This window comes from Streptococcus mitis SK564 (genome assembly GCF_000148525.1).
GTDB lineage: Bacteria > Bacillota > Bacilli > Lactobacillales > Streptococcaceae > Streptococcus > Streptococcus mitis_H.
Genome location: NZ_AEDU01000006.1, coordinates 57,178 through 79,232 on the forward strand (window position 1 = coordinate 57,178; position 22,055 = coordinate 79,232).

At 41.2% G+C, this 22,055-nt stretch carries 19 protein-coding genes and 1 pseudogene; 19 read left to right on the forward strand and 1 reads right to left on the reverse strand.

Going from position 1 to position 22,055, the window contains the following annotated elements; translation table 11 throughout:
- Positions 1-8: 8 nt before the first annotated feature.
- From ftsE to SMSK564_RS13560, 6 genes and pseudogenes are all read left to right on the forward strand, one after another.
- Entirely contained in the window at positions 9-701 is a 693-nt protein-coding gene (ftsE, locus tag SMSK564_RS03960; protein ID WP_000022265.1) for a cell division ATP-binding protein FtsE, read from the forward strand.
- Entirely contained in the window at positions 694-1,620 is a 927-nt protein-coding gene (ftsX, locus tag SMSK564_RS03965; RefSeq protein ID WP_000625542.1) for a permease-like cell division protein FtsX, read from the forward strand. Before ftsE ends, ftsX begins: the two co-directional genes overlap by 8 nt.
- Positions 1,621-2,000: 380 nt before the next feature.
- A complete protein-coding gene (locus SMSK564_RS03970) occupies positions 2,001-4,181 on the forward strand; it encodes a PTS transporter subunit IIBC (RefSeq protein WP_000974070.1) in 2,181 nt (726 codons plus the stop codon).
- 51 nt (positions 4,182-4,232) lie between these two features.
- Positions 4,233-5,048, forward strand: coding sequence for an endonuclease/exonuclease/phosphatase family protein (locus SMSK564_RS03975; RefSeq protein ID WP_000670826.1), 816 nt, complete (start codon positions 4,233-4,235; stop codon positions 5,046-5,048).
- A 246-nt stretch (positions 5,049-5,294) separates the two neighbouring features.
- Positions 5,295-6,638 (forward strand): DEAD/DEAH box helicase, encoded by a 1,344-nt coding sequence (locus SMSK564_RS03980; protein WP_004236099.1) that lies wholly within the window; start codon positions 5,295-5,297, stop codon positions 6,636-6,638.
- 144 nt (positions 6,639-6,782) lie between these two features.
- Positions 6,783-6,869: pseudogene (locus tag SMSK564_RS13560) on the forward strand (IS200/IS605 family transposase); the annotation flags it as partial.
- Positions 6,870-7,459: 590 nt separating this feature from the next.
- On the opposite strand, the gene SMSK564_RS03985 reads toward SMSK564_RS13560, so the two are convergent.
- Positions 7,460-9,577: an LTA synthase family protein gene (locus SMSK564_RS03985; protein WP_029690287.1), complete on the reverse strand. Its 2,118-nt coding sequence runs from the start codon at positions 9,575-9,577 to the stop codon at positions 7,460-7,462.
- A 149-nt stretch (positions 9,578-9,726) separates the two neighbouring features.
- On the opposite strand from SMSK564_RS03985, the gene SMSK564_RS03990 reads away from it, so the two are divergent.
- The 13 genes from SMSK564_RS03990 to SMSK564_RS04050 all read left to right on the forward strand — a co-directional run bounded on the left by SMSK564_RS03990 (position 9,727) and on the right by SMSK564_RS04050 (position 22,049).
- Complete coding sequence (locus tag SMSK564_RS03990; RefSeq protein ID WP_004236101.1) at positions 9,727-10,890, forward strand: class I SAM-dependent rRNA methyltransferase; 1,164 nt, start codon at positions 9,727-9,729, stop codon at positions 10,888-10,890.
- The gene (gene aroD / locus SMSK564_RS03995; RefSeq protein ID WP_000767770.1) at positions 10,887-11,564 is read left to right on the forward strand and encodes a type I 3-dehydroquinate dehydratase; all 678 of its coding nucleotides are present in this window, start codon (positions 10,887-10,889) and stop codon (positions 11,562-11,564) included. The genes SMSK564_RS03990 and aroD overlap by 4 nt, the downstream gene beginning before the upstream one ends.
- Positions 11,554-12,408, forward strand: a complete 855-nt coding sequence (locus SMSK564_RS04000) for a shikimate dehydrogenase (RefSeq protein WP_000762470.1) — start codon at positions 11,554-11,556, stop codon at positions 12,406-12,408. The genes aroD and SMSK564_RS04000 overlap by 11 nt, the downstream gene beginning before the upstream one ends.
- Before the next feature lie 18 nt (positions 12,409-12,426).
- Complete coding sequence (gene aroB / locus SMSK564_RS04005; protein WP_000702138.1) at positions 12,427-13,494, forward strand: 3-dehydroquinate synthase; 1,068 nt, start codon at positions 12,427-12,429, stop codon at positions 13,492-13,494.
- A gap of 9 nt (positions 13,495-13,503) precedes the next feature.
- Positions 13,504-14,670: a chorismate synthase gene (gene aroC / locus SMSK564_RS04010; protein ID WP_001269847.1), complete on the forward strand. Its 1,167-nt coding sequence runs from the start codon at positions 13,504-13,506 to the stop codon at positions 14,668-14,670.
- Between the two features lie 9 nt (positions 14,671-14,679).
- On the forward strand, positions 14,680-15,783 hold the full coding sequence (locus SMSK564_RS04015) for a prephenate dehydrogenase (protein WP_001140496.1): 1,104 nt from the start codon (positions 14,680-14,682) through the stop codon (positions 15,781-15,783).
- A gap of 10 nt (positions 15,784-15,793) precedes the next feature.
- On the forward strand, positions 15,794-16,132 hold the full coding sequence (locus SMSK564_RS04020) for a YlbF/YmcA family competence regulator (protein ID WP_000065968.1): 339 nt from the start codon (positions 15,794-15,796) through the stop codon (positions 16,130-16,132).
- Between the two features lie 91 nt (positions 16,133-16,223).
- Positions 16,224-17,507, forward strand: a complete 1,284-nt coding sequence (aroA, locus tag SMSK564_RS04025; protein ID WP_004236106.1) for a 3-phosphoshikimate 1-carboxyvinyltransferase — start codon at positions 16,224-16,226, stop codon at positions 17,505-17,507.
- On the forward strand, positions 17,500-17,976 hold the full coding sequence (locus SMSK564_RS04030) for a shikimate kinase (protein ID WP_001151369.1): 477 nt from the start codon (positions 17,500-17,502) through the stop codon (positions 17,974-17,976). The genes aroA and SMSK564_RS04030 overlap by 8 nt, the downstream gene beginning before the upstream one ends.
- The gene (gene pheA / locus SMSK564_RS04035) at positions 17,973-18,821 is read left to right on the forward strand and encodes a prephenate dehydratase (protein WP_000686441.1); all 849 of its coding nucleotides are present in this window, start codon (positions 17,973-17,975) and stop codon (positions 18,819-18,821) included. Before SMSK564_RS04030 ends, pheA begins: the two co-directional genes overlap by 4 nt.
- Entirely contained in the window at positions 18,818-20,113 is a 1,296-nt protein-coding gene (locus tag SMSK564_RS04040; RefSeq protein WP_000032336.1) for an LCP family protein, read from the forward strand. The genes pheA and SMSK564_RS04040 overlap by 4 nt, the downstream gene beginning before the upstream one ends.
- 125 nt (positions 20,114-20,238) lie before the next feature.
- The gene (locus tag SMSK564_RS04045) at positions 20,239-21,084 is read left to right on the forward strand and encodes a LicD family protein (protein WP_001061994.1); all 846 of its coding nucleotides are present in this window, start codon (positions 20,239-20,241) and stop codon (positions 21,082-21,084) included.
- Entirely contained in the window at positions 21,081-22,049 is a 969-nt protein-coding gene (locus SMSK564_RS04050; protein ID WP_000971792.1) for a glycosyltransferase family 2 protein, read from the forward strand. Before SMSK564_RS04045 ends, SMSK564_RS04050 begins: the two co-directional genes overlap by 4 nt.
- Positions 22,050-22,055 lie beyond the last annotated feature (6 nt).

Genomic DNA, 22,055 nt, shown 5'->3' on the forward strand with positions numbered 1-22,055 from the left:
GAAGTCACATGTCAATCATTGAAATGAGAGATGTCGTCAAAAAATACGACAACGGAACGACTGCCCTACGCGGTGTTTCGGTCAGTGTTCAACCAGGGGAATTTGCTTACATCGTAGGACCTTCAGGAGCAGGGAAGTCAACTTTTATTCGTTCTCTGTATCGTGAAGTAAAAATCGATAAAGGAAGCCTATCAGTTGCTGGTTTTAATCTGGTTAAGATCAAAAAGAAAGACGTCCCGCTTCTACGTCGTAGTGTTGGGGTTGTCTTCCAGGATTATAAACTGTTGCCAAAGAAAACTGTCTATGAAAATATTGCTTACGCTATGGAAGTAATCGGTGAAAATCGCCGTAATATCAAAAAACGTGTGATGGAAGTTTTAGACTTAGTTGGATTGAAGCACAAGGTTCGTTCTTTCCCAAATGAGCTCTCAGGTGGAGAGCAACAGCGGATTGCGATTGCACGTGCCATTGTAAATAATCCCAAAGTATTGATAGCCGATGAACCAACAGGAAACCTGGATCCGGATAATTCATGGGAAATTATGAATCTCTTGGAACGGATTAACCTACAAGGGACAACTATTTTGATGGCGACTCATAATAGCCAGATTGTAAATACCTTGCGCCACCGTGTCATTGCCATTGAAAATGGCCGTGTCGTTCGTGACGAATCAAAAGGAGAGTATGGATACGATGATTAGTAGATTTTTTCGCCATTTATTTGAATCACTAAAAAGTTTGAAACGAAATGGTTGGATGACAGTGGCTGCTGTCAGCTCAGTCATGATTACTTTGACCTTGGTTGCCATATTTGCTTCTGTTATTTTCAATACAGCGAAACTAGCTACAGATATTGAAAATAATGTTCGAGTGATAGTTTATATTCGCAAGGATGTAGCTGATAATAGCGAGACTATTGAAAAAGAAGGTCAAACTGTTACAAATAATGACTACCACAAGGTATACAATGCTTTGAAGGGGATGTCTACTGTTAAGAGTGTTACTTTTTCAAGTAAAGAAGAACAATATGAAAAGTTAACCGAGACAATGGGTGATAACTGGAAAATTTTCGAAGGAGATGCCAACCCCCTCTATGATGCCTATATCGTTGATACAAATACGCCAAGTGATGTAAAAACTGTGGCTGAAGATGCTAAAAAAATTGAAGGTGTGTCTGAGGTTCAGGATGGTGGTGCCAATACAGAACGCCTATTCCAACTAGCATCATTTATCCGTGTTTGGGGATTAGTTATTGCAGGACTTTTGATTTTCATTGCAGTTTTCTTGATTTCAAATACCATTCGTATTACCATTATTTCTCGCAGTCGCGAAATTCAAATCATGCGCTTGGTTGGTGCTAAGAACAGTTATATCCGTGGACCTTTCTTACTTGAAGGTGCCTTCATTGGTTTGCTTGGAGCAACTGCGCCATCAGTGTTGGTCTTTATTGTTTATCGAATGGTTTACCAAACTGTCAACAAATCGTTGGTCGGACAAAATCTGTCTATGATCGCGCCAGAGGTATTTACTCCTCTGATGATTGCTCTATTATTTGTGATTGGGATTTTCATTGGTTCACTGGGATCAGGAATTTCAATGCGCCGATTCTTGAAGATTTAGGTAAAATAATTACTTTTATGAGGAGGTTGTAAAATCTCCTTTTTTGCTACAAAAATTTTAGAAAAGGGACTTCTAATACTCAATGGAAATCAAAGAGCAAACTAGGAAAATAGCCGCAGGTTGCTCAAAACACTGTTTTGAGGTTGCAGATAGGGCTGACGTGGTTTGAAGAGATTTTCGAAGAGTATAAAGAAGTCTCCCAGAGAAGACTTCTTGATTGCTAACTTGAACTTGAAATTTGGCACTAGAAATTTTTTTGAAAAAAGAGTATTTTTTGAATAAAAGCCTTTACAAAAAAAATTAAAGTGGTATAATTAAATCATAAAAGGTGCAAACGTTTTCGTAAAACGTTTGCCTAAATAAAAATAAAGGAGATTTGAATGATGAAAGATACATTCAAAAATGTCTTGTCTTTCGAATTTTGGCAAAAATTCGGTAAGGCTTTGATGGTGGTTATCGCGGTTATGCCGGCTGCTGGTTTGATGATTTCAATCGGTAAGTCTATCGTGATGATTAACCCAACCTTTGCACCACTCGTTATTACTGGTGGTGTACTAGAGCAAATCGGTTGGGGAGTTATCGTTAACCTTCATATCTTGTTCGCCCTCGCTATTGGAGGAAGCTGGGCTAAAGAACGTGCTGGTGGTGCTTTCGCCGCTGGTCTTGCCTTCATCTTGATTAACCGTATCACTGGTACAATCTTTGGTGTATCAGGCGATATGTTGAAAAATCCAGATGCTATGGTTTCAACACTATTGGGTGGGCAAATCAAAGTTGCTGATTACTTCATTAGTGTTATGGAAGCCCCAGCATTGAACATGGGTGTCTTCGTAGGGATTATTTCTGGTTTTATTGGAGCAACTGCTTACAATAAATACTATAACTTCCGTAAGCTTCCTGATGCACTTTCATTCTTTAACGGAAAACGTTTTGTACCGTTTGTAGTTATTCTTCGTTCAATAATTGCTGCAATTGTACTTTCAGCTTTCTGGCCACTTGTGCAAACTGGTATCAATAGCTTTGGTATCTGGATTGCTAACTCACAAGAAACTGCTCCAATCCTTGCACCATTCTTGTATGGTACATTGGAACGTTTGCTCTTGCCATTTGGTCTTCACCACATGTTGACTATCCCAATGAACTACACAGCTCTTGGTGGTACTTATGAGGTCTTAACTGGTGCAGCAAAAGGTAGCCAAGTATTTGGTCAAGATCCACTTTGGCTTGCATGGGTAACAGACCTTGTTAACCTTAAAGGTACAGATGCAAGTCACTACCAACAATTGTTAGATACTGTTCATCCAGCTCGTTTCAAAGTTGGACAAATGATCGGTTCATTCGGTATCTTGATGGGTGTGATCGTGGCTATCTACCGTAATGTTGATGCTGACAAGAAACATCAATATAAAGGTATGATGATTGCGACAGCTCTTGCAACATTCTTGACAGGGGTTACTGAACCAATCGAATACATGTTCATGTTTGTAGCAACACCTATGTATCTTGTTTACTCACTTGTTCAAGGTGCTGCCTTCGCTATGGCTGACGTAGTAAACCTACGTATGCACTCATTCGGTTCAATCGAGTTCTTGACTCGTACACCTATTGCGATTAGCGCTGGTATCGGTATGGATATTGTTAACTTTATCTGGGTAACTGTTCTCTTTGCCGTAATCATGTACTTTATCGCAAACTTCATGATTCAAAAATTCAACTACGCAACTCCAGGACGTAACGGAAACTACGAAACTGCTGAAGGTTCAGAAGAATCTAGCAGTGAAGTGAAAGTTGCAGCAGGTTCTCAAGCTGTAAACATTATTAACCTTCTTGGTGGACGTGCAAACATCGTTGATGTTGACGCATGTATGACTCGTCTTCGTGTAACTGTTAAAGATGCAGATAAAGTAGGAAATGCAGAGCAATGGAAAGCAGAAGGAGCTATGGGTCTTGTCATGAAAGGACAAGGGGTTCAAGCTATCTACGGTCCAAAAGCTGACGTATTGAAATCTGATATCCAAGATATCCTTGATTCAGGTGAAATCATTCCTGAAACTCTTCCAAGTCAAATGACAGAAGCGCAACAAAACACTGTTCACTATAAAGGTCTTACTGAGGAAGTATACTCAGTAGCTGATGGTCAAGTTGTTGCTTTGGAACAAGTAAAAGATCCAGTATTTGCTCAAAAAATGATGGGTGATGGATTTGCAGTAGAACCTGCAAATGGAAACATTGTATCTCCAGTTTCAGGTACTGTATCAAGCATCTTCCCTACAAAACATGCTCTTGGTCTTGTGACTGAAGCAGGTCTTGAAGTATTGGTTCACATTGGTTTGGACACAGTAAGTCTTGAAGGTAAACCATTTACAGTTCATGTTGCTGAAGGACAAAAAGTTGCAGCAGGAGATCTCCTTGTCACAGCTGACTTGGATGCTATCCGTGTAGCAGGACGTGAAACTTCAACAGTAGTTGTCTTCACAAATGGTGATGCAATTAAATCAGTTAAATTAGAAAAAACAGGTTCTCTTGCAGCTAAAACAGCAGTTGCTAAAGTAGAATTGTAATATACTTGAGGTTGGAAGCTGTATTCCAACCTCTTATTTTGGGAGAAAAGAATGAAATTTTTAACACTCAATACTCATAGTTGGATGGAGAAAGAAGCAGAGGAAAAATTCCAGATTTTGCTTGAGGATATTCTTGAAAAGGACTATGATTTGATTTGTTTCCAAGAAATCAATCAGGAGATCACCTCTTCAGAGGTGGAGGTCAATGACCTTTATCAAGCTTTGCCAGCAGCTGAGCCTATTCACCAAGATCACTATGTTAGACTCTTGGTTGAAAAGTTATCTGAGCAAGGGAAAAATTACTACTGGACTTGGGCCTATAACCATATCGGTTATGATCGCTACCACGAAGGTGTGGCTATCTTGTCTAAAACACCTATTGAAGCCAGAGAAATTTTGGTTTCAGATGTGGATGATCCAACAGACTATCATACTCGACGTGTTGCCTTGGCTGAAACTGTGGTTGATGGTAAAGAGCTTGCAGTTGCAAGTGTCCACCTTTCTTGGTGGGATAAAGGTTTCCAAGGAGAATGGGCACGATTTGAGTCTGTCTTGAAAGAATTGAACAAGCCACTTTTGCTTGCTGGAGATTTCAACAATCCAGCAGGTCAGGAAGGATACCAAGCTATTTTAGCAAGTCCATTAGGCTTACAAGACGCATTTGAAGTTGCTCAAGAGAAAAGTGGTAGCTATACTGTTCCACCAGAAATTGATGGCTGGAAGGGGAACACAGAACCTCTACGAATCGATTATATTTTTACTACCCAAGAGTTAGCCGTAGAACATTTACATGTCGTATTTGATGGTAACAAGAGTCCACAAGTGAGTGATCACTATGGTTTGAATGCTATTTTAAACTGGAAATAACGACTGAAAAGAGGTTGGAATCATGAAATTCCAGCCTTTTTCTGATTAGAAAAGCTACTGGAAATAGCCTAATACTCTTCGAAAATCAAATTCAAACCACGTCATCTTCCCCTTGCCGTACTCAAGTACAGCCTGCGGCTAGCTTCCTAGTTTGCTCTTTGATTTTCATTGAGTATAAATAAGTGAGGCTACTGAAATGGAATAAAATATGGTATAATTGGTAAGATAGATAGAATCGAGGATATTATGTCATTTACGAAATTTCAATTTAAAAACTATATTAGAGAAGCCTTGGAGGAGTTGAAATTTACAACTCCAACAGAGGTGCAAGACAAGTTGATTCCTATTGTTTTGGTAGGTCGTGACCTAGTCGGTGAATCAAAAACAGGTTCGGGTAAGACTCACACTTTCCTATTGCCGATTTTCCAGCAATTAGATGAAGCTAGCGATAGTGTACAAGCAGTGATTACTGCACCGAGTCGTGAGTTGGCTACTCAAATTTACCAAGCAGCGCGTCAGATTGCAGCTCACTCAGATGTCGAAGTTCGTGTGGTTAATTATGTGGGTGGTACGGATAAGGCTCGCCAGATTGAGAAATTGGCAAGCAATCAGCCTCATATTGTTATTGGAACACCAGGCCGTATCTACGACTTGGTTAAATCCGGTGATTTGGCTATTCACAAGGCCAAGACCTTTGTGGTCGATGAGGCAGACATGACCTTGGATATGGGATTCTTGGAAACTGTTGATAAGATTGCTGGCAGCCTTCCAAAAGACCTGCAATTCATGGTTTTCTCAGCGACTATTCCACAAAAGTTGCAACCATTCTTGAAAAAATACTTGTCAAATCCTGTCATGGAGAAAATCAAGACCAAAACGGTCATTTCTGATACCATTGATAATTGGTTGATTTCTACTAAGGGACGTGACAAGAATGCTCAAATTTACCAGTTAACTCAGTTGATGCAACCGTATTTGGCAATGATTTTTGTTAACACCAAAACGCGTGCTGATGAATTGCATGCATATCTGACTGCTCAAGGATTGAAGGTAGCGAAGATTCATGGAGATATTGCTCCTCGTGAACGTAAGCGAATCATGAATCAGGTGAAAAATCTGGATTTTGAGTACATTGTCGCAACAGACTTGGCAGCGCGTGGGATTGACATTGAAGGTGTCAGTCATGTCATCAATGATGCCATTCCGCAAGACTTATCTTTCTTTGTGCACCGTGTTGGTCGAACTGGACGAAACGGCCTACCAGGTACAGCTATTACCCTTTACCAGCCAAGTGATGACTCGGATATCCGTGAGTTGGAGAAATTGGGAATCAAGTTTACTCCTAAGATGGTCAAAGACGGGGAATTTCAAGATACTTATGACCGTGATCGTCGTGCTAACCGTGAGAAAAAACAAGATAAGCTCGATATCGAAATGATTGGTTTGGTTAAAAAGAAAAAGAAAAAAGTCAAACCGGGCTATAAGAAGAAAATTCAATGGGCGGTTGATGAAAAACGCCGTAAGACCAAGCGTACCGAAAATCGTGCTCGCGGTCGTGCAGAGCGTAAAGCAAAACGCCAAACATTTTAATAGTAATTGTTGGAGTACTGAGCTCCAACTTTTTTAATTATGTGACTTTCAGTCCGTCTCGCTCCGTTAGGTGCTAGACAAAAAAACACCCGCTATGCGGGTGTGCGTCGAAGGTTATACCAAAAAAACTCCAAACGCGATACAATAAAGGTGTTCAAGCCAATTGTAAAGCGAAAGGAGAACTGTAAGTATCACATTGTGTTCACACCTAAGTATAGACGAAAAGTCATCTAAAATCAATATCAAAGTAGTTTATCACATTCGAATCACAAAAAATTTTAAAAAATGGCAATATTTGTTAACAAGGATTTCGTAGTTTGTTATAATGTAGTTGTAAATGATTAAGATTGGTAATCAAAAAATAAAGAGGGGAATGTCATGAATAAGAAATATAACATAGTTCTATTTTTGTTGTTTATAGTTTATTTATTTGGATATTTTTCAATTTCAAAAACGTTAATTCCTATAATGTGTCTTTTTCAAGTATTTTTGATAGAAAATATATTTAAAGTTCGAAATAGGATTATGCAAATAGGTGAAATTATAATTATTGTTGCTTCTATAATATTATTTATTGATAGTATATTGAGTTTGTAACAAAAGGCTTTTCTATAAAATTAAATTTTCCAGATACCTGCTGAAGCTGATTTATATCCTAATATTTCTTCTACTATCTTCGTCACTAAATTTGACAGACATATATTGCTGATACAACCTCTCTACCTACAACCTCACAGTTAACCTGAGGCTAGTTTCCTCTTTGGTTTTCGTTGAATTTTATTTTATAAAAAGAAATGCTCCTCCAAGACGGAAGAGCATTTTTATTGTGATTTTGATTCAGTTTCTGCAGACTCTGGATGGAGTTCTTGGTAACTTGGAGCTTTGAACAGGTCAGTACTGGTCTTACCTTGTCGTTGGCTAAAGAGACTGGTTGATTGACTACCTTTTTCCTGCTCAATCTTTTGAAGAATTGGTAAAGAATTGAGATAAGAAATACTTTCTGTATCAACTTTTCCAAGATGATCTGCTTGGTAGAAACGGATCAAATCGCCAGTTTGAATCTGGTCGCTGATTTTTAGCTGTTGGCTGGCTGCCTGCCGAACGATTTCTAGTTCAGTCTGAGCTTGTTCATCAAGATTGCTGATTTCAAGACCGCTCTCAGTATAGTAGGTTCGTCCGTCGTAGCTGGTATATTTGGGTGTGACGAAGGAATTAGCAGTCCGAAAGGCAACGATTTCTTGATGGTCTGGTGATAGGAGGTCTTGGCCGACTTGAAGGAAGGAATTGGACTCAATACCAAGGAGGTGTTCGAGAGTCGGTAAGATATCGATTTGCCCACCGTAGGTATTGATGATTTGTCCTTTTTCATAGCCGGGCATGACCACCATAAAAGGCACTCGTTGCAACATGGCATTGTCGTAATTAGACCAGTTCTCAGAAGTCTTTCCAATCAAGGGTGCCAGCTCAGGATTGCGGGAGTTGGAAATACCATAATGGTCTCCGTAGATGACGATGATGGATTTTTCATAGAGGCCACTTTCTTTGAGATAGTCAAAGAAGGCCTTGATAGCACTATCTAGATAGTTAGCTGTTTGGAAGTAGCCGTTGATTGTTTCATCTTTGGTTTTAGCTAAGGGGAAACCAAGCTCATCGCCAGTCAGATTGCTAGCATAAGGATAGTGATTGGACACCGTGATATACTTAGCATAAAAAGGTTGCTGTAAATGCTCCAGATACTGAATAGAATCTTTCATCATGATTTTATCATTTAAACCATATTGGAAAGAATTGCTACTGTCTTGCTTGGTGAAGTAGGAAGCATCAAAGAAGCATTGGTAACCCCATTGTTTGTAGGTCGTATTTCGGTTCCAGAAGGTCCCGATATTACCGTGAAAGACGGCACTCGATTGATAGCCGTTTTTTGATAGGATAAAAGGAGCTGCCTGCTGGGTATTGGTACCTCCGTAGTTGACCATGAAGGAACCTTGGTCAAGGCCAAATAAACCGGTTTCCAGCATGGTTTCCGCATCTGAGGTCTTACCAGCCTTGACTTGGTTAAAGATATTCGAAAAGGCTAGGGTTGATTGCGAATGGTAGAGGGAATTAAGGAAGGGAGTGACTTCATGATCAGTTCCATCTATGTTGAGTTTATAGTCAAGCAGGAACTGTTGGAAACTCTCCAAGTGGAGATAAATCACATTTTTTCCTTTGGCCAAGCCAAAATAGTCTGGATTGGGCTTAGCCGAATGTTCTTGAATATAATCTGTTATAGGTTGAAGGTCGGTCTCAGAGGCCTTGGCACGTTCTTTGTTGGCGCTATAGGATTGGTTGGCACTATAGCCTAAAAAGGCTGGCAAACTGAGGGCGCGAACAACATAATAATTCGAAAATCCTCGCGACAGGAGATCGGGACGCTCAATTTCAGCCAAGAAAAGGTTAGCTGAAAAGAGCAGGGCTGAGAGAGCAGTGATAGCAACACTGGAGCGGAATTTGAAAGGTCTCCTATCCAGCTGGATGAATTTTTTATAGAAAAGGAAAGCTAGCAATGGGAAATCCATAAAATAGATGAAATCCCAAGGACGCAGTAACTCTAGTTCTGCAGTGCCTACAGACACCTTGCTGACCACCTTCATGGTATTGGCCGTGATAAAGTCACTAAATTCTCGATAGTAAAAGACATTAGAATAAAGCCAAATGAATAAAAGGCTATAAATAGCTATACTCAGACCATAAAAGATCTTGGTTGAGCGAGCATAGAGGGCTAGAGCCAGCAGGAGTAGTCCTAGAGGAAGGGGGTTGAAAAAGGCGATAAAGGCAAGGTAATTTCCCTGCAACTTACCTACTTGAATATCTAAATTAAAGTCAACGGTATAGGCTAATAAGGTTTTGAGCCAATATAGGATTAAAAGGGTTAGGACAAAACCCAGTCTGGTACCCATGGCTTTTTGGATTTTGTTAAAATTGCTTTTCACACATTTACTTCCTAATTTTTTATTAGTATTAGTATACCATTTTTTAAAAGAAGAGTAAAAAAGCAAGGGTAGTTTCTTTTTTGAGAATTGTCTAAAAGTTTGATATAATGGTAGTTATGAATAGAATAAGAGTTAGCAAAAGGGTTGAAAAGAAGCTCGCTAAAGGGCTAGTTTTACTAGAAGCTAGTGATCTTGAGAATGTCAATCTCAAGGATCAGGAAGTAGAAGTGCAGAGTCAGGAAGGAACCTTTCTTGGTACTGCCTACCTTTCTCAGCAAAACAAGGGCTTGGGCTGGTTTGTTAGTAAGGACAAGGTGGCTTTCAATCAAGCTTTCTTTGAAACGCTGTTTAGACAAGCGAAAGAAAAGAGAAGCGCCTACTATCAAGATGATTTGACAACTGCCTTTCGTCTCTTCAACCAAGAGGGAGATGGCTTTGGCGGTCTGACAGTGGACCTTTATGGCGACTATGCTGTCTTTTCTTGGTATAACTCTTATGTTTATCAGATTCGTCAGACCATCTCAGAAGCCTTTAGACAGGTTTTTCCTGAGGTCTTAGGGGCCTATGAGAAAATCCGCTTTAAGGGTCTAGACTATGAATCTGCTCATGTTTATGGTCAAGAAGCACCTGACTTTTTCACTGTTCTGGAAAATGGGGTTCTGTATCAAGTATTTATGAATGATGGCTTGATGACAGGAATTTTCCTAGACCAGCACGAGGTTCGTGGTAGTCTAGTTGATGGTTTGGCTATGGGCAAATCCTTGCTCAATATGTTTTCTTACACAGCAGCATTTTCAGTAGCTGCGGCCATGGGAGGAGCAAGCCAGACTACTTCGGTCGACCTAGCCAAACGTTCACGAGAATTGTCTCAAGGGCATTTTCATGCAAATGGAATCAGTACAGACGAGCATCGTTTTATAGTCATGGATGTTTTTGAGTATTTCAAGTATGCCAAACGAAAAGACTTGACCTATGATGTGATTGTCCTAGATCCGCCTAGCTTTGCTCGGAACAAAAAACAAACGTTCTCTGTGGCCAAGGATTATCATAAGTTGATTTCCCAGAGCCTTGAGATTTTAAATCCGGGCGGTATTATTATTGCCAGTACCAATGCTGCCAATGTATCTCGCCAGAAATTTACAGAACAGATTGATAAAGGCTTTGCAGGAAGAAGTTACCAGATTTTAAACAAATACGGTCTTCCAGCAGATTTCGCCTATAATAAAAAAGATGAAAGTAGTAATTACCTCAAGGTGATTAGTATGAAGGTTAGTAAATGAAATTAATCGTTTCAGTAATGCCAAGAAGTTTAGAGGAGGCTCAGGCTCTGGATGCCACAAGGTATCAAGATGCTGATATTATTGAATGGCGTGCCGACTATCTGCCTAAAGAAGCGATTTTGCAGGTAGCTCCAGCTATTTTTGAAAAATTTGCAGGTCGTGAGTTGGTTTTCACCCTGCGAACTCGCTCTGAAGGGGGAGAAATCGACCTTTCTCCAGAAGAATATATCCATCTAATCAAGGAAGTGGCGCAACTCTATCAACCAGACTATATTGATTTTGAGTACTATAGCTACAAGGATGTTTTTGAGGAAATGTTGGACTTCCCAAATCTCGTTTTGAGTTACCACAATTTCCAAGAAACACCTGAAAATATGATGGAAATCTTGTCAGAGTTGACGAGCCTAAATCCAAAACTTGTCAAGGTTGCGGTGATGGCTCATACGGAGCAGGATGTGCTAGACTTGATGAACTATACACGAGGCTTTAAAACCCTCAATCCTGAACAGGAATATGTGACCATTTCTATGGGTAAGGTGGGCAAGGTCTCTCGTATCACTGCGGATGTGACGGGTTCGAGTTGGTCTTTTGCCAGTCTGGATGAAGCTAGTGCTCCTGGTCAGATTTCTCTAGCTAGCATGAAAAAAATCAGGGAGATTTTGGATGAAGCTTGATGGCTATACACGTTTAGCTGCCGTTGTTGCCAATCCTATTAAGCATTCTATTTCGCCCTTTATCCACAATAGGGCCTTTGAGGCGACAGCTACCAATGGTGCTTATGTAGCTTGGGAGATTGAAGCGAGTGACTTGGCAGAAACAGTGGCTAATATTCGTCGCTACCAGATGTTTGGTATCAACCTGTCCATGCCCTATAAGGAGCAAGTGATTCCTTATTTGGATGAATTGAGAGACGAAGCGCGCTTGATTGGTGCGGTCAATACGGTTGTCAATGATAATGGTAATTTAATTGGATATAATACAGATGGCAAGGGATTTTTTAAGAGCTTGCCTTCTTTTACAATTACAGGTAAGAAGATGACCCTGCTGGGTGCAGGTGGTGCGGCTAAGTCCATTTTGGCGCAAGCTATTTTGGACGGCGTCAGTCAGATTTCGGTCTTTGTTCGTTCAGTTTCCATGGAAAAAACAAGACCTTATCTAGACAAGTTACAGGAGCAAACAGGCTTTAAAGCGGACTTGTATGCTTTAGAAGATGTTTCTGAACTGCAAGAAAGGATTGCCGAGTCGGATTTACTGGTTAATGCCACTAGTGTGGGCATGGATGGTCAATCATCCCCAGTTCCTGAAAGCATCAATTTGCCAGAAACCATCTTGGTGGCAGATATCATTTACCAACCCTTTGAAACACCATTTTTGAAATGGGCCAGAAGTCAGGGTAATTCAGCCGTCAATGGTCTGGGAATGTTGCTCTATCAAGCTGCAGAAGCTTTTCAACTGTGGACAGGCAAGGAAATGCCGACAGAAGAAATTTGGCAGTCTTTAACAGAAAAATACCAATAAAGAAAAGGAGATTCTCCTATGAAAATCAGAATCGATATTCCTCATCATCCTTATGATATTCAGATTGAAAAAGGTTGTCTGGCTCAGGCTGGTCAATGGTTGCGAGAACTCTGGCAACCACAAAAGGTAGTCATTGTGACAGACAACCATGTAGCTTCTCTTTATGCAGAGAAGGTCAAGCTCAGCCTAGAAGATGCTGGTTTTCAGGTAGCAGTTTTTGACTTTTTAGAAGGGGAAGAAAGAAAGAATTTAACCACTGTCCAGAAAGTCTATGAATTTTTAGTCAAGCAAGGTCTGACTCGTAGCGATGGAATCGTGGCTCTTGGTGGCGGTGTCGTTGGGGACTTGGCTGGTTTTGTAGCCTCTACCTATATGCGGGGCATTCACTTTGTTCAGATTCCGACTAGTTTGACTGCCCAGGTGGATTCTTCAATCGGTGGAAAGACGGGCGTCAATACTCCATTTGCTAAAAATATGGTGGGTACCTTTGCCCAGCCAGATGGGGTTCTGATTGACCCACTTGTTCTTGAAACCCTCGGAAAAAGAGAGTTGATTGAAGGAATGGGTGAAGTTATCAAGTATGGCTTGATTGAGGATCCAGAACTTTGGGCTCTCTTGACGGAGCTGGATGGTTCTGTTGAGAGCATACTGGAATATGCAGAGACCTTGATTGAACATTCTTGTCAGGTTAAGCGCAAGATGGTAGTTGAGGATGAGTTGGACAATGGTGTTCGTCTTTACCTCAATTTTGGCCACACCATTGGTCACGCCATTGAAGCGACGGCCGGATATGGCAAGGTCATGCATGGTGAAGCTGTGGCCATGGGCATGGTTCAGATTTCCAAGGTAGCTGAGGAAAAAGGCCTTATGCCAGCTGGCATAACTCAGTCCATTACAGATATGTGTCAGAAATTTGGCTTGCCTGTTGACTATGAAAACTGGGATGTTGACAAGCTTTATCAGGCTTTGACTCATGATAAGAAGGCGCGTGGCAATACCTTGAAATTGGTCTTGGTGCCAGAGCTTGGTTCAGCGACTATCCACCCAGTTTCTTTGGAAGAGATGAAAGACTATTTGGTAAAATAAGGAGAACGTATGAGATATTTAACTGCAGGAGAATCACACGGCCCCCGTCTGACGGCTATTATTGAGGGAATTCCAGCTGGACTTCCTTTGACAGCTGAGGATATCAATGAGGACCTTAAACGTCGTCAGGGTGGCTACGGCCGCGGTGGTCGTATGAAGATTGAGAGCGACCAAGTTATCTTTACTTCGGGTGTTCGCCATGGGAAGACGACAGGGGCTCCTATTACCATGGATGTCATCAATAAAGACCACCAAAAATGGCTGGATATCATGTCTGCGGAGGACATTGAAGACCGCCTTAAAAGCAAACGAAAAATCACCCATCCTCGTCCTGGTCACGCCGACTTGGTAGGGGGCATCAAGTACCGTTTTGACGATTTGCGTAATTCCTTGGAGCGCTCATCTGCTCGTGAAACCACCATGCGGGTGGCAGTTGGCGCAGTAGCCAAACGCCTCTTGGCTGAGCTGGATATGGAGATTGCCAACCATGTCGTGGTCTTTGGTGGCAAGGAAATCGATGTTCCTGAAAATCTAACAGTCGCTGAGATTAAGGAACGAGCTGCCCAGTCCGAAGTTTCTATTGTCAACCAAGAAAGAGAACAGGAAATCAAGGATTATATTGACCAAATCAAACGTGACGGTGATACCATAGGTGGGGTTGTGGAGACAGTCGTTGGAGGTGTTCCAGTTGGTCTTGGTTCCTATGTCCAATGGGACAGAAAATTAGATGCAAGATTGGCCCAAGCTGTTGTCTCTATCAATGCCTTTAAAGGGGTGGAATTTGGTCTTGGCTTTGAAGCTGGTTATCGTAAAGGCAGCCAAGTTATGGACGAAATTCTCTGGTCTAAAGAAGATGGTTATACTCGCCGTACCAACAATCTGGGTGGCTTTGAAGGTGGTATGACCAATGGGCAACCCATTGTTGTTCGTGGTGTCATGAAACCAATTCCTACTCTCTACAAACCACTTATGAGTGTGGATATCGAAACCCATGAACCCTACAAGGCAACTGTGGAGAGAAGTGATCCGACTGCTCTTCCAGCTGCAGGTGTGGTCATGGAAGCCGTTGTGGCAACGGTTCTGGCACAAGAAATCCTCGAAAAATTCTCATCAGATAATCTTGAGGAACTAAAAGAAGCAGTAGCCAAACATCGAGACTATACAAAGAACTATTAAGGAGTTCCTATGGCAAAAACAATCTATATCGCAGGCCTTGGTCTGATTGGTGCCTCTATGGCACTCGGTATCAAACGCGATCATCCAGATTATAAAATTTTAGGTTATAATCGCAGTCAAGCTTCGAGGGATATCGCCTTGAAAGAAGGCATGATTGACCGTGCAACAGATGATTTTGCCAGTTTTGCTCCTTTGGCAGATATCATCATTCTCAGCTTGCCAATAAAGCAAACCATTTCCTTTATTAAGGAGTTGGCCAACTTGGACTTGAAAGAAGGCGTTATTATTTCAGATGCTGGTTCGACCAAGTCAGCCATTGTGGATGCGGCGGAGCAATATTTGGCTGGCAAACCTGTTCGCTTTGTCGGGGCTCATCCCATGGCTGGTAGTCACAAGACAGGGGCTGCTTCTGCGGATGTCAATCTTTTTGAAAATGCCTATTATATCTTTACACCTTCGAGCCTGACAAGTCAGGACACACTTGAGGAAATGAGGGACCTGCTTTCAGGTCTTCATGCTCGTTTTATCGAGATTGATGCCAAGGAGCATGATCGTGTGACTTCTCAGATTAGCCATTTTCCTCATATTTTGGCTTCTAGTCTCATGGAGCAGACTGCGGTCTATGCTCAAGAGCATGAGATGGCAAGGCGCTTTGTGGCAGGTGGTTTTCGAGATATGACCCGAATTGCGGAAAGCGAACCAGGTATGTGGACCTCCATTCTCTTGTCCAATCGTGAGACTATTCTAGACCGCATTGAGGATTTCAAGGAACGGTTGGAAGCGATTGGGCAAGCCATCAGCAAGGGAGATGAAGAGCAAATCTGGAACTTTTTCAATCAAGCGCGTGAGCAACGTCAGGCCATGGAAATCCATAAGCGTGGTGGAGTGGATAGCTCTTATGATCTCTATGTCGATGTTCCCGATGAAGAAGATGTTATCTTGAGGATTTTGGAATTGCTACGTGGAACTTCCTTGGTCAATATTCATATCAACGAGGAAAACCGTGAAGATATTCACGGGATTCTACAAATTTCATTTAAAAATGCTCAAGACTTGGAAAGAGCTGAGCATTTAATAACAGAAAACACTGACTACACAGTCGTTATCAAATAAGGAGAAAATCATGTCAAATATTTACGATAGTGCAAACGAACTCAGTCGCGGTCTACGCGAATTACCAGAATATAAGGCTGTTAAAGCAGCTAAAGATGCGATTGCAGCAGATGCTGAGGCAAGCAAAATCTTTACAGAATATGTTGCCTTTCAAGAGGAAATTCAAAAACTAGCACAGACAGGGCAAATGCCAGATGCTTCCTTCCAATCGAAAATGGAAGGCTTTGGCAAGCAGATTCAGGGGAATAGCCTCTTATCAGAATTCTTTACCAAGCAACAACAATTGGCAATTTACCTTTCTGACATTGAAAAAATTGTTTTCGAACCAGTTTCAGAATTGCTAAAATAAGAAAATAACAATCCTAAAGTCAGGAATTTTTAAGGAATTTCTGGCTTTTTATGATAAAATAGGTAAAAGTATTGCAAGTATGAGGTCCAGTATGAAACTAAAAACAAACATTCGCCACTTACATGGCAGTATCCGCGTTCCAGGTGACAAGTCTATCAGTCACCGTTCCATTATCTTTGGAAGTTTGGCTGAGGGTGAGACAAAGGTTTATGATATTTTGCGTGGCGAGGACGTGCTCTCAACTATTCAAGTTTTTCGTGACCTTGGTGTTGAGATTGAGGATAAAGATGGGGTTATTACCATTCAAGGTGTCGGTATGGACGGGCTAAAAGCTCCGCAAAATGCCCTTGATATGGGAAATTCTGGCACCTCTATTCGCCTGATTTCAGGTGTCCTTGCTGGTGCAGATTTTGAAGTAGAGATGTTTGGCGATGACAGTCTTTCCAAACGTCCTATGGACCGTGTGACGATTCCACTGAAAAAAATGGGCGTCAGCATTTCGGGACAAACTGAGCGAGACCTGCCTCCTCTTCATTTAAAGGGGACTAAAAACCTAAGACCTATTCATTATGAGTTACCGATTGCCTCTGCTCAAGTGAAGTCATCCTTGATGTTTGCAGCCTTGCAGGCTCAGGGGGAGTCTGTTATTATCGAAAAAGAGTGTACCCGTAATCATACTGAAGATATGCTGCAACAATTTGGTGGTCATTTAAGTGTGGACGGTAAGAAAATCACAGTCCAAGGACCACAAAAATTGACAGGACAAAAGGTGGTTGTTCCAGGAGATATTTCCAGTGCAGCCTTTTGGCTAGTCGCAGGTTTGATTGTTCCGAATTCTCGTCTAGTGCTGAAGAATGTTGGTATTAACGAAACGCGTACAGGTATCATTGATGTCATTCGCGCCATGGGTGGAAAATTGGAAATAACTGAAATCAATCCAGTCGCTAAATCTGCTACCTTAACTGTTGAGTCTTCTAACTTAAAAGGAACAGAGATTGGTGGCGCTTTGATTCCACGTTTAATTGATGAATTGCCAATTATCGCTCTTCTGGCGACCCAGGCCCAAGGTGTAACAGTTATCAAGGATGCTGAGGAGCTCAAGGTTAAGGAAACAGACCGCATTCAGGTTGTGGCAGACGCTTTAAATAGTATGGGAGCAGATATTACTCCGACGGTAGATGGAATGATTATCAAAGGAAAATCAGCCCTTCACGGTGCTAGAGTCAATACGTTTGGTGACCACCGTATCGGCATGATGACAGCTATCGCAGCCCTCTTGGTTGCAGATGGAGAAGTGGAACTTGATCGTGCTGAAGCTATCAATACCAGCTATCCTAGCTTCTTTGATGATTTGGAGAGCTTGATTCATGGCTAAGGTATTACTCGGATTTATGGGGGCTGGCAAATCGACTATTGCAAGAGGCTTGGACCCTAATTACCTTGATATGGATGCCCTGATTGAGAAGCGCTTAGGCATGTCTATTGCGGAATTTTTCTCGGAAAAGGGAGAAGCGGCCTTTCGTCAGATAGAATCAGAAGTCCTAGCTGATTTACTACAAAGAGACCAAGTCGTGTCAACTGGTGGAGGAGTGGTCGTTTCTCAACGAAATCGTGACTTACTCAAGACCAATTCTGATAATATCTATCTGAAAGCTGATTTTGAAACCCTCTACCAACGTATCGCAGCTGATAAGGAAAATCAGCGCCCGCTTTTTCTAAAGAATAGCAAGGAAGAACTAGCAGCTATTTTCCAAGAAAGACAGGCTTGGTATGAGGAAGTAGCCAGTCGGGTTTTGGATGTGACCGAGTTAAGCCCAGAGGAAATTATAGAGGAACTGAGATGAAAATTGCTTATCTAGGTCCCAAGGGATCATTTTCACACCACGTTGTGCAGACAGCTTTTCCTCAGGAGGAATTGCAGGCCTTTGCCAATATTACAGATGTCATCAAGGCCTATGAGCAAGGCTTGGTGGACTATTCTGTGGTGCCAGTTGAAAATTCTATTGAGGGTAGTGTTCATGAAACCTTGGACTACCTTTTTCATCAGGCTCGCATTCAAGCAGTAGCAGAAATCGTTCAGCCTATTCATCAGCAGTTGATGGTGGTTCCAGGCCATACTAAGATTGAAAAGATTTTTTCACATCCACAGGCCTTGGCTCAAGGAAAGAAATTCATCGATGAACAGTATCCAGATGCTCAAATTGAGGTGACAGCTAGTACAGCTTATGCGGCCCGCTTTATTTCCGACCATCCAGACCAGCCCTTTGCAGCAATTGCACCTAGAAGTTCTGCTGAAGAATATGGCTTGGAACTGATTGCCGAGGATATTCAGGAAATGGAAGCCAATTTCACACGTTTTTGGGTTCTAGGAGCTGAAAAGCCTCGTATTCCCTTAAAAGCACAAACTGAAAAAATGAGTTTGGCCTTGACCTTACCTGACAACCTTCCAGGTGCACTTTATAAGGCTCTTTCGACCTTTGCTTGGAGAGGAATTGACCTGACAAAAATTGAAAGTCGTCCACTCAAGACAGCGTTGGGCGAATACTTTTTCATTATAGATGTGGACTATGCTGATAAGGACTTGGTTCACTTTGCCCAAAAAGAATTAGAAGCCATAGGAATCCAGTATAAAGTACTGGGCGCCTATCCTATTTATCCAATATCAGACCATGGAAAGGAGAGAAGATGAGTAAAGAAAATCCCTTAAGCCACCACGAGCAGTTACGTTATGACTATCTCTTTAAGAACATTCATTACCTCAATGAGCGAGAGAAAAAAGAGTTTGCTTACTTGCAAGGTAAGTTAAATATGGCTAGTGGTGACGCTCCCTCAGAAAGTCAGGAATTGACAGAGGATTATAGAAAGACAAGTGCTAACACTTCGATTCCTTCTTATAATAGCCGTAGTCGTTCTGAGAGATACCAGAAGATCAATTCTCTTCCAAAGAAAAAAACTAAAAAGCGTAAGCTACGTTGGGGGCGTATTTTTGCAGGATTACTGGCTATCTTAGCTTGTCTAGCATTGGGTATGATTTTTATGTTCTTAAAAGGTTATACCAATGCTAATCCAGATAAAATTGCCAATGCCAGGGCAGCTCAAGTTGAAGTTTTTAATGGTCAGGATACCAGAGATGGTGTTAATATTTTGATCATGGGTACAGATGGGCGAATCGGTCAAAATAGTGCTGAGACGCGGACGGACTCTATTATGGTATTAAATGTTGGCGGCTCAGATAAGAAAATTAAGCTGGTCAGCTTCATGCGTGACAATTTGGTTTATATAGACGGTTATAGCCAAGTCATTAACGGTAGAAAACAGACGGATAACAAGTTAAACGTAGCCTATGAGTTAGGAGAACAAGAGGGGCAAAAAGGGGCAGAAATGGTTCGTCAAGTCTTGAAAGATAATTTTGACTTGGACATTAAGTACTATGCCTTGGTTGACTTTCAGGCCTTTGCAACAGCGATTGATACGCTTTTCCCTGAGGGTGTGACAATTGATGCACAATTTTCAACATTGAATGGGCGTCCATTAACAGAAGCTACAGTCGGAGATGATTTGCATGCTACTGAGACTGAATCTCCAACCCAAACCATCAAAGTTGGGAAACAGCAGATGAACGGATCAACCTTGCTCAACTATGCTCGCTTCCGTGATGATGATGAAGGTGATTACGGTCGTACCAAGAGACAACAGCAAGTTTTGACAGCTGTTCTGCAACAACTCAAGGATCCAACTAAACTCTTTACTGGATCAGAAGCACTTGGTAAGGTCTTTGGCATGACCTCTACGAATGTTCCTTATAGTTTCCTACTGACCAATGGCTTATCCTTCCTAGATGGAGCGCAAAATGGCATTGAGAGATTAACAGTTCCAGAACTAGGTGATTGGGTCGATGCCTATGATGTCTATGGAGGATTGGGGTTACTGGTTGATCAAAACAAATATCAGAATAAATTATCTCAGATGGGCTTGAGGTAAAATAAGATAGGAGAATCAAAGTTTGAAGGCTATTTATCTAGCAATCAGGCTTTGATTTTTTACAGTCTACAATAGATTTTCACCCCTTATTTGTGGTATAATGAAACGATACGATAGAAAGAATAATGAACAATATGACTGATTTAAAAGCAATTCAGGCTCGTAGTCTGGAGATGGCTGAATATTTTGTGGCTTTTTGTAAAGAACATGATTTGCTTTGCTATCTCTGTGGGGGAGGCGCTATTGGTGCCCTTCGAAACAAGGGTTTCATTCCTTGGGATGACGACCTAGACTTTTTTATGCCCCGTAAGGACTATGAAAAATTGGCAGAATTATGGCCTCGTTATGCAGATGAGCGTTATTTCTTGTCAAAGAGTAACAAGGATTTTGTCGACCGTAATCTTTTTATTACTATTCGTGACAAGGAAACGACCTGTATTAAACCTTACCAGCAAGATTTGGATTTGCCACATGGTCTGGCCTTGGATGTCTTGCCTTTGGATTATTATCCGAAAAATCCAGCTGAGCGGAAAAAACAGGTTCGTTGGGCACTGATTTATTCTCTTTTTTGTGCGCAAACTATTCCAGAAAAGCATGGTGCACTTATGAAATGGGGAAGCCGTATTTTACTGGGGTTGACTCCAAAATCTCTCCGTTATCGCATTTGGAAAAAAGCTGAAAAAGAAATGACCAAGTATGGTTTGACTGAGAGCGATGGCATAACAGAATTATGCTCGGGTCCTGGCTACATGAGAAACAAGTACCCAATCGCATCTTTTGAGGATAATCTTTTCCTGCCCTTTGAAGGAACAGAGATGCCTATTCCAGTTGACTACGATGCCTATCTTAGCACTGCTTTTGGTGATTATATGACACCTCCACCAGCAGATAAGCAGCTACCACATCATGATGCTGTTGTCGCTGATATGGATAAGAGTTATAGAGAGTACAAGGGAGAATACGGAACATGATGGGTGAAAAAATTAGCGTTATCGTTCCAGTCTACAATGTAGAAGCTTATCTGGAGCGATGTGTGGAATCAATTCTTCAACAGACTTATGCCCATTTTGAGTTAATCCTAATAAATGATGGTTCTTCTGATTCTAGTGGACAAATCTGTGATCATTTAGCAAATCAGTACGAAAATATTAAGGTTTACCATATCGAAAATGCTGGTGTTTCTAATGCCAGAAATGTTGGAATTCAGCTAGCGACAGGTGCATGGATAACTTTTATTGATAGCGATGATTTCGTCGCCAATGATTACCTAGCTACTTTAGCTAGTGCAGTTGAGGGAGAAAATGTGGGTTTTGTGATTGCTCCTCTACACCATATCAGAAATGGAATAGTGACAGACTTACCCTTGTATTCTGGTAGAAAAGAACTTTGGTCAACAGAAGAAACCATGAAAGAATTACTGATGACCACTAGGACATCATTCTTTCCAGTCGCAAAACTATTTAATAGAGACCTGCTGGCAGATGGTAAATTTAATACAGACTACCATCTAGCAGAAGATGCCTTATTTTTAACAGAATTGCTACTAAAGACAAGATGTAGTAGCGTATTCATTGATAAACCAATTTATTATTATGATCATCGTGAGGGAAGTGCGACAACATCTGTTAATCGGTATGTATTTGATACGATAGAAGTTTATAAGAACATCATTACTCAAGTATCACAAGTATTTCCTAATTTAAAGTATGAATTAAAAAATAGAGAATGTTGGTCGTACATCACAGTTTACGATAAAATTATCTTTACTTCATCTGAACAGTATCAAAAGGAGAAAGTAGAACTAAGAGCTTGGATTATTCAGCATCGATACGAAATCTGGAAGGATGCTTATTTCACTAGATTTCGTAAGATAGCTGTCCTGGCACTTGTCTTTTCTCCATGGATATATAAAAAAATTGTTGGATTCAGAAACTAATATTAT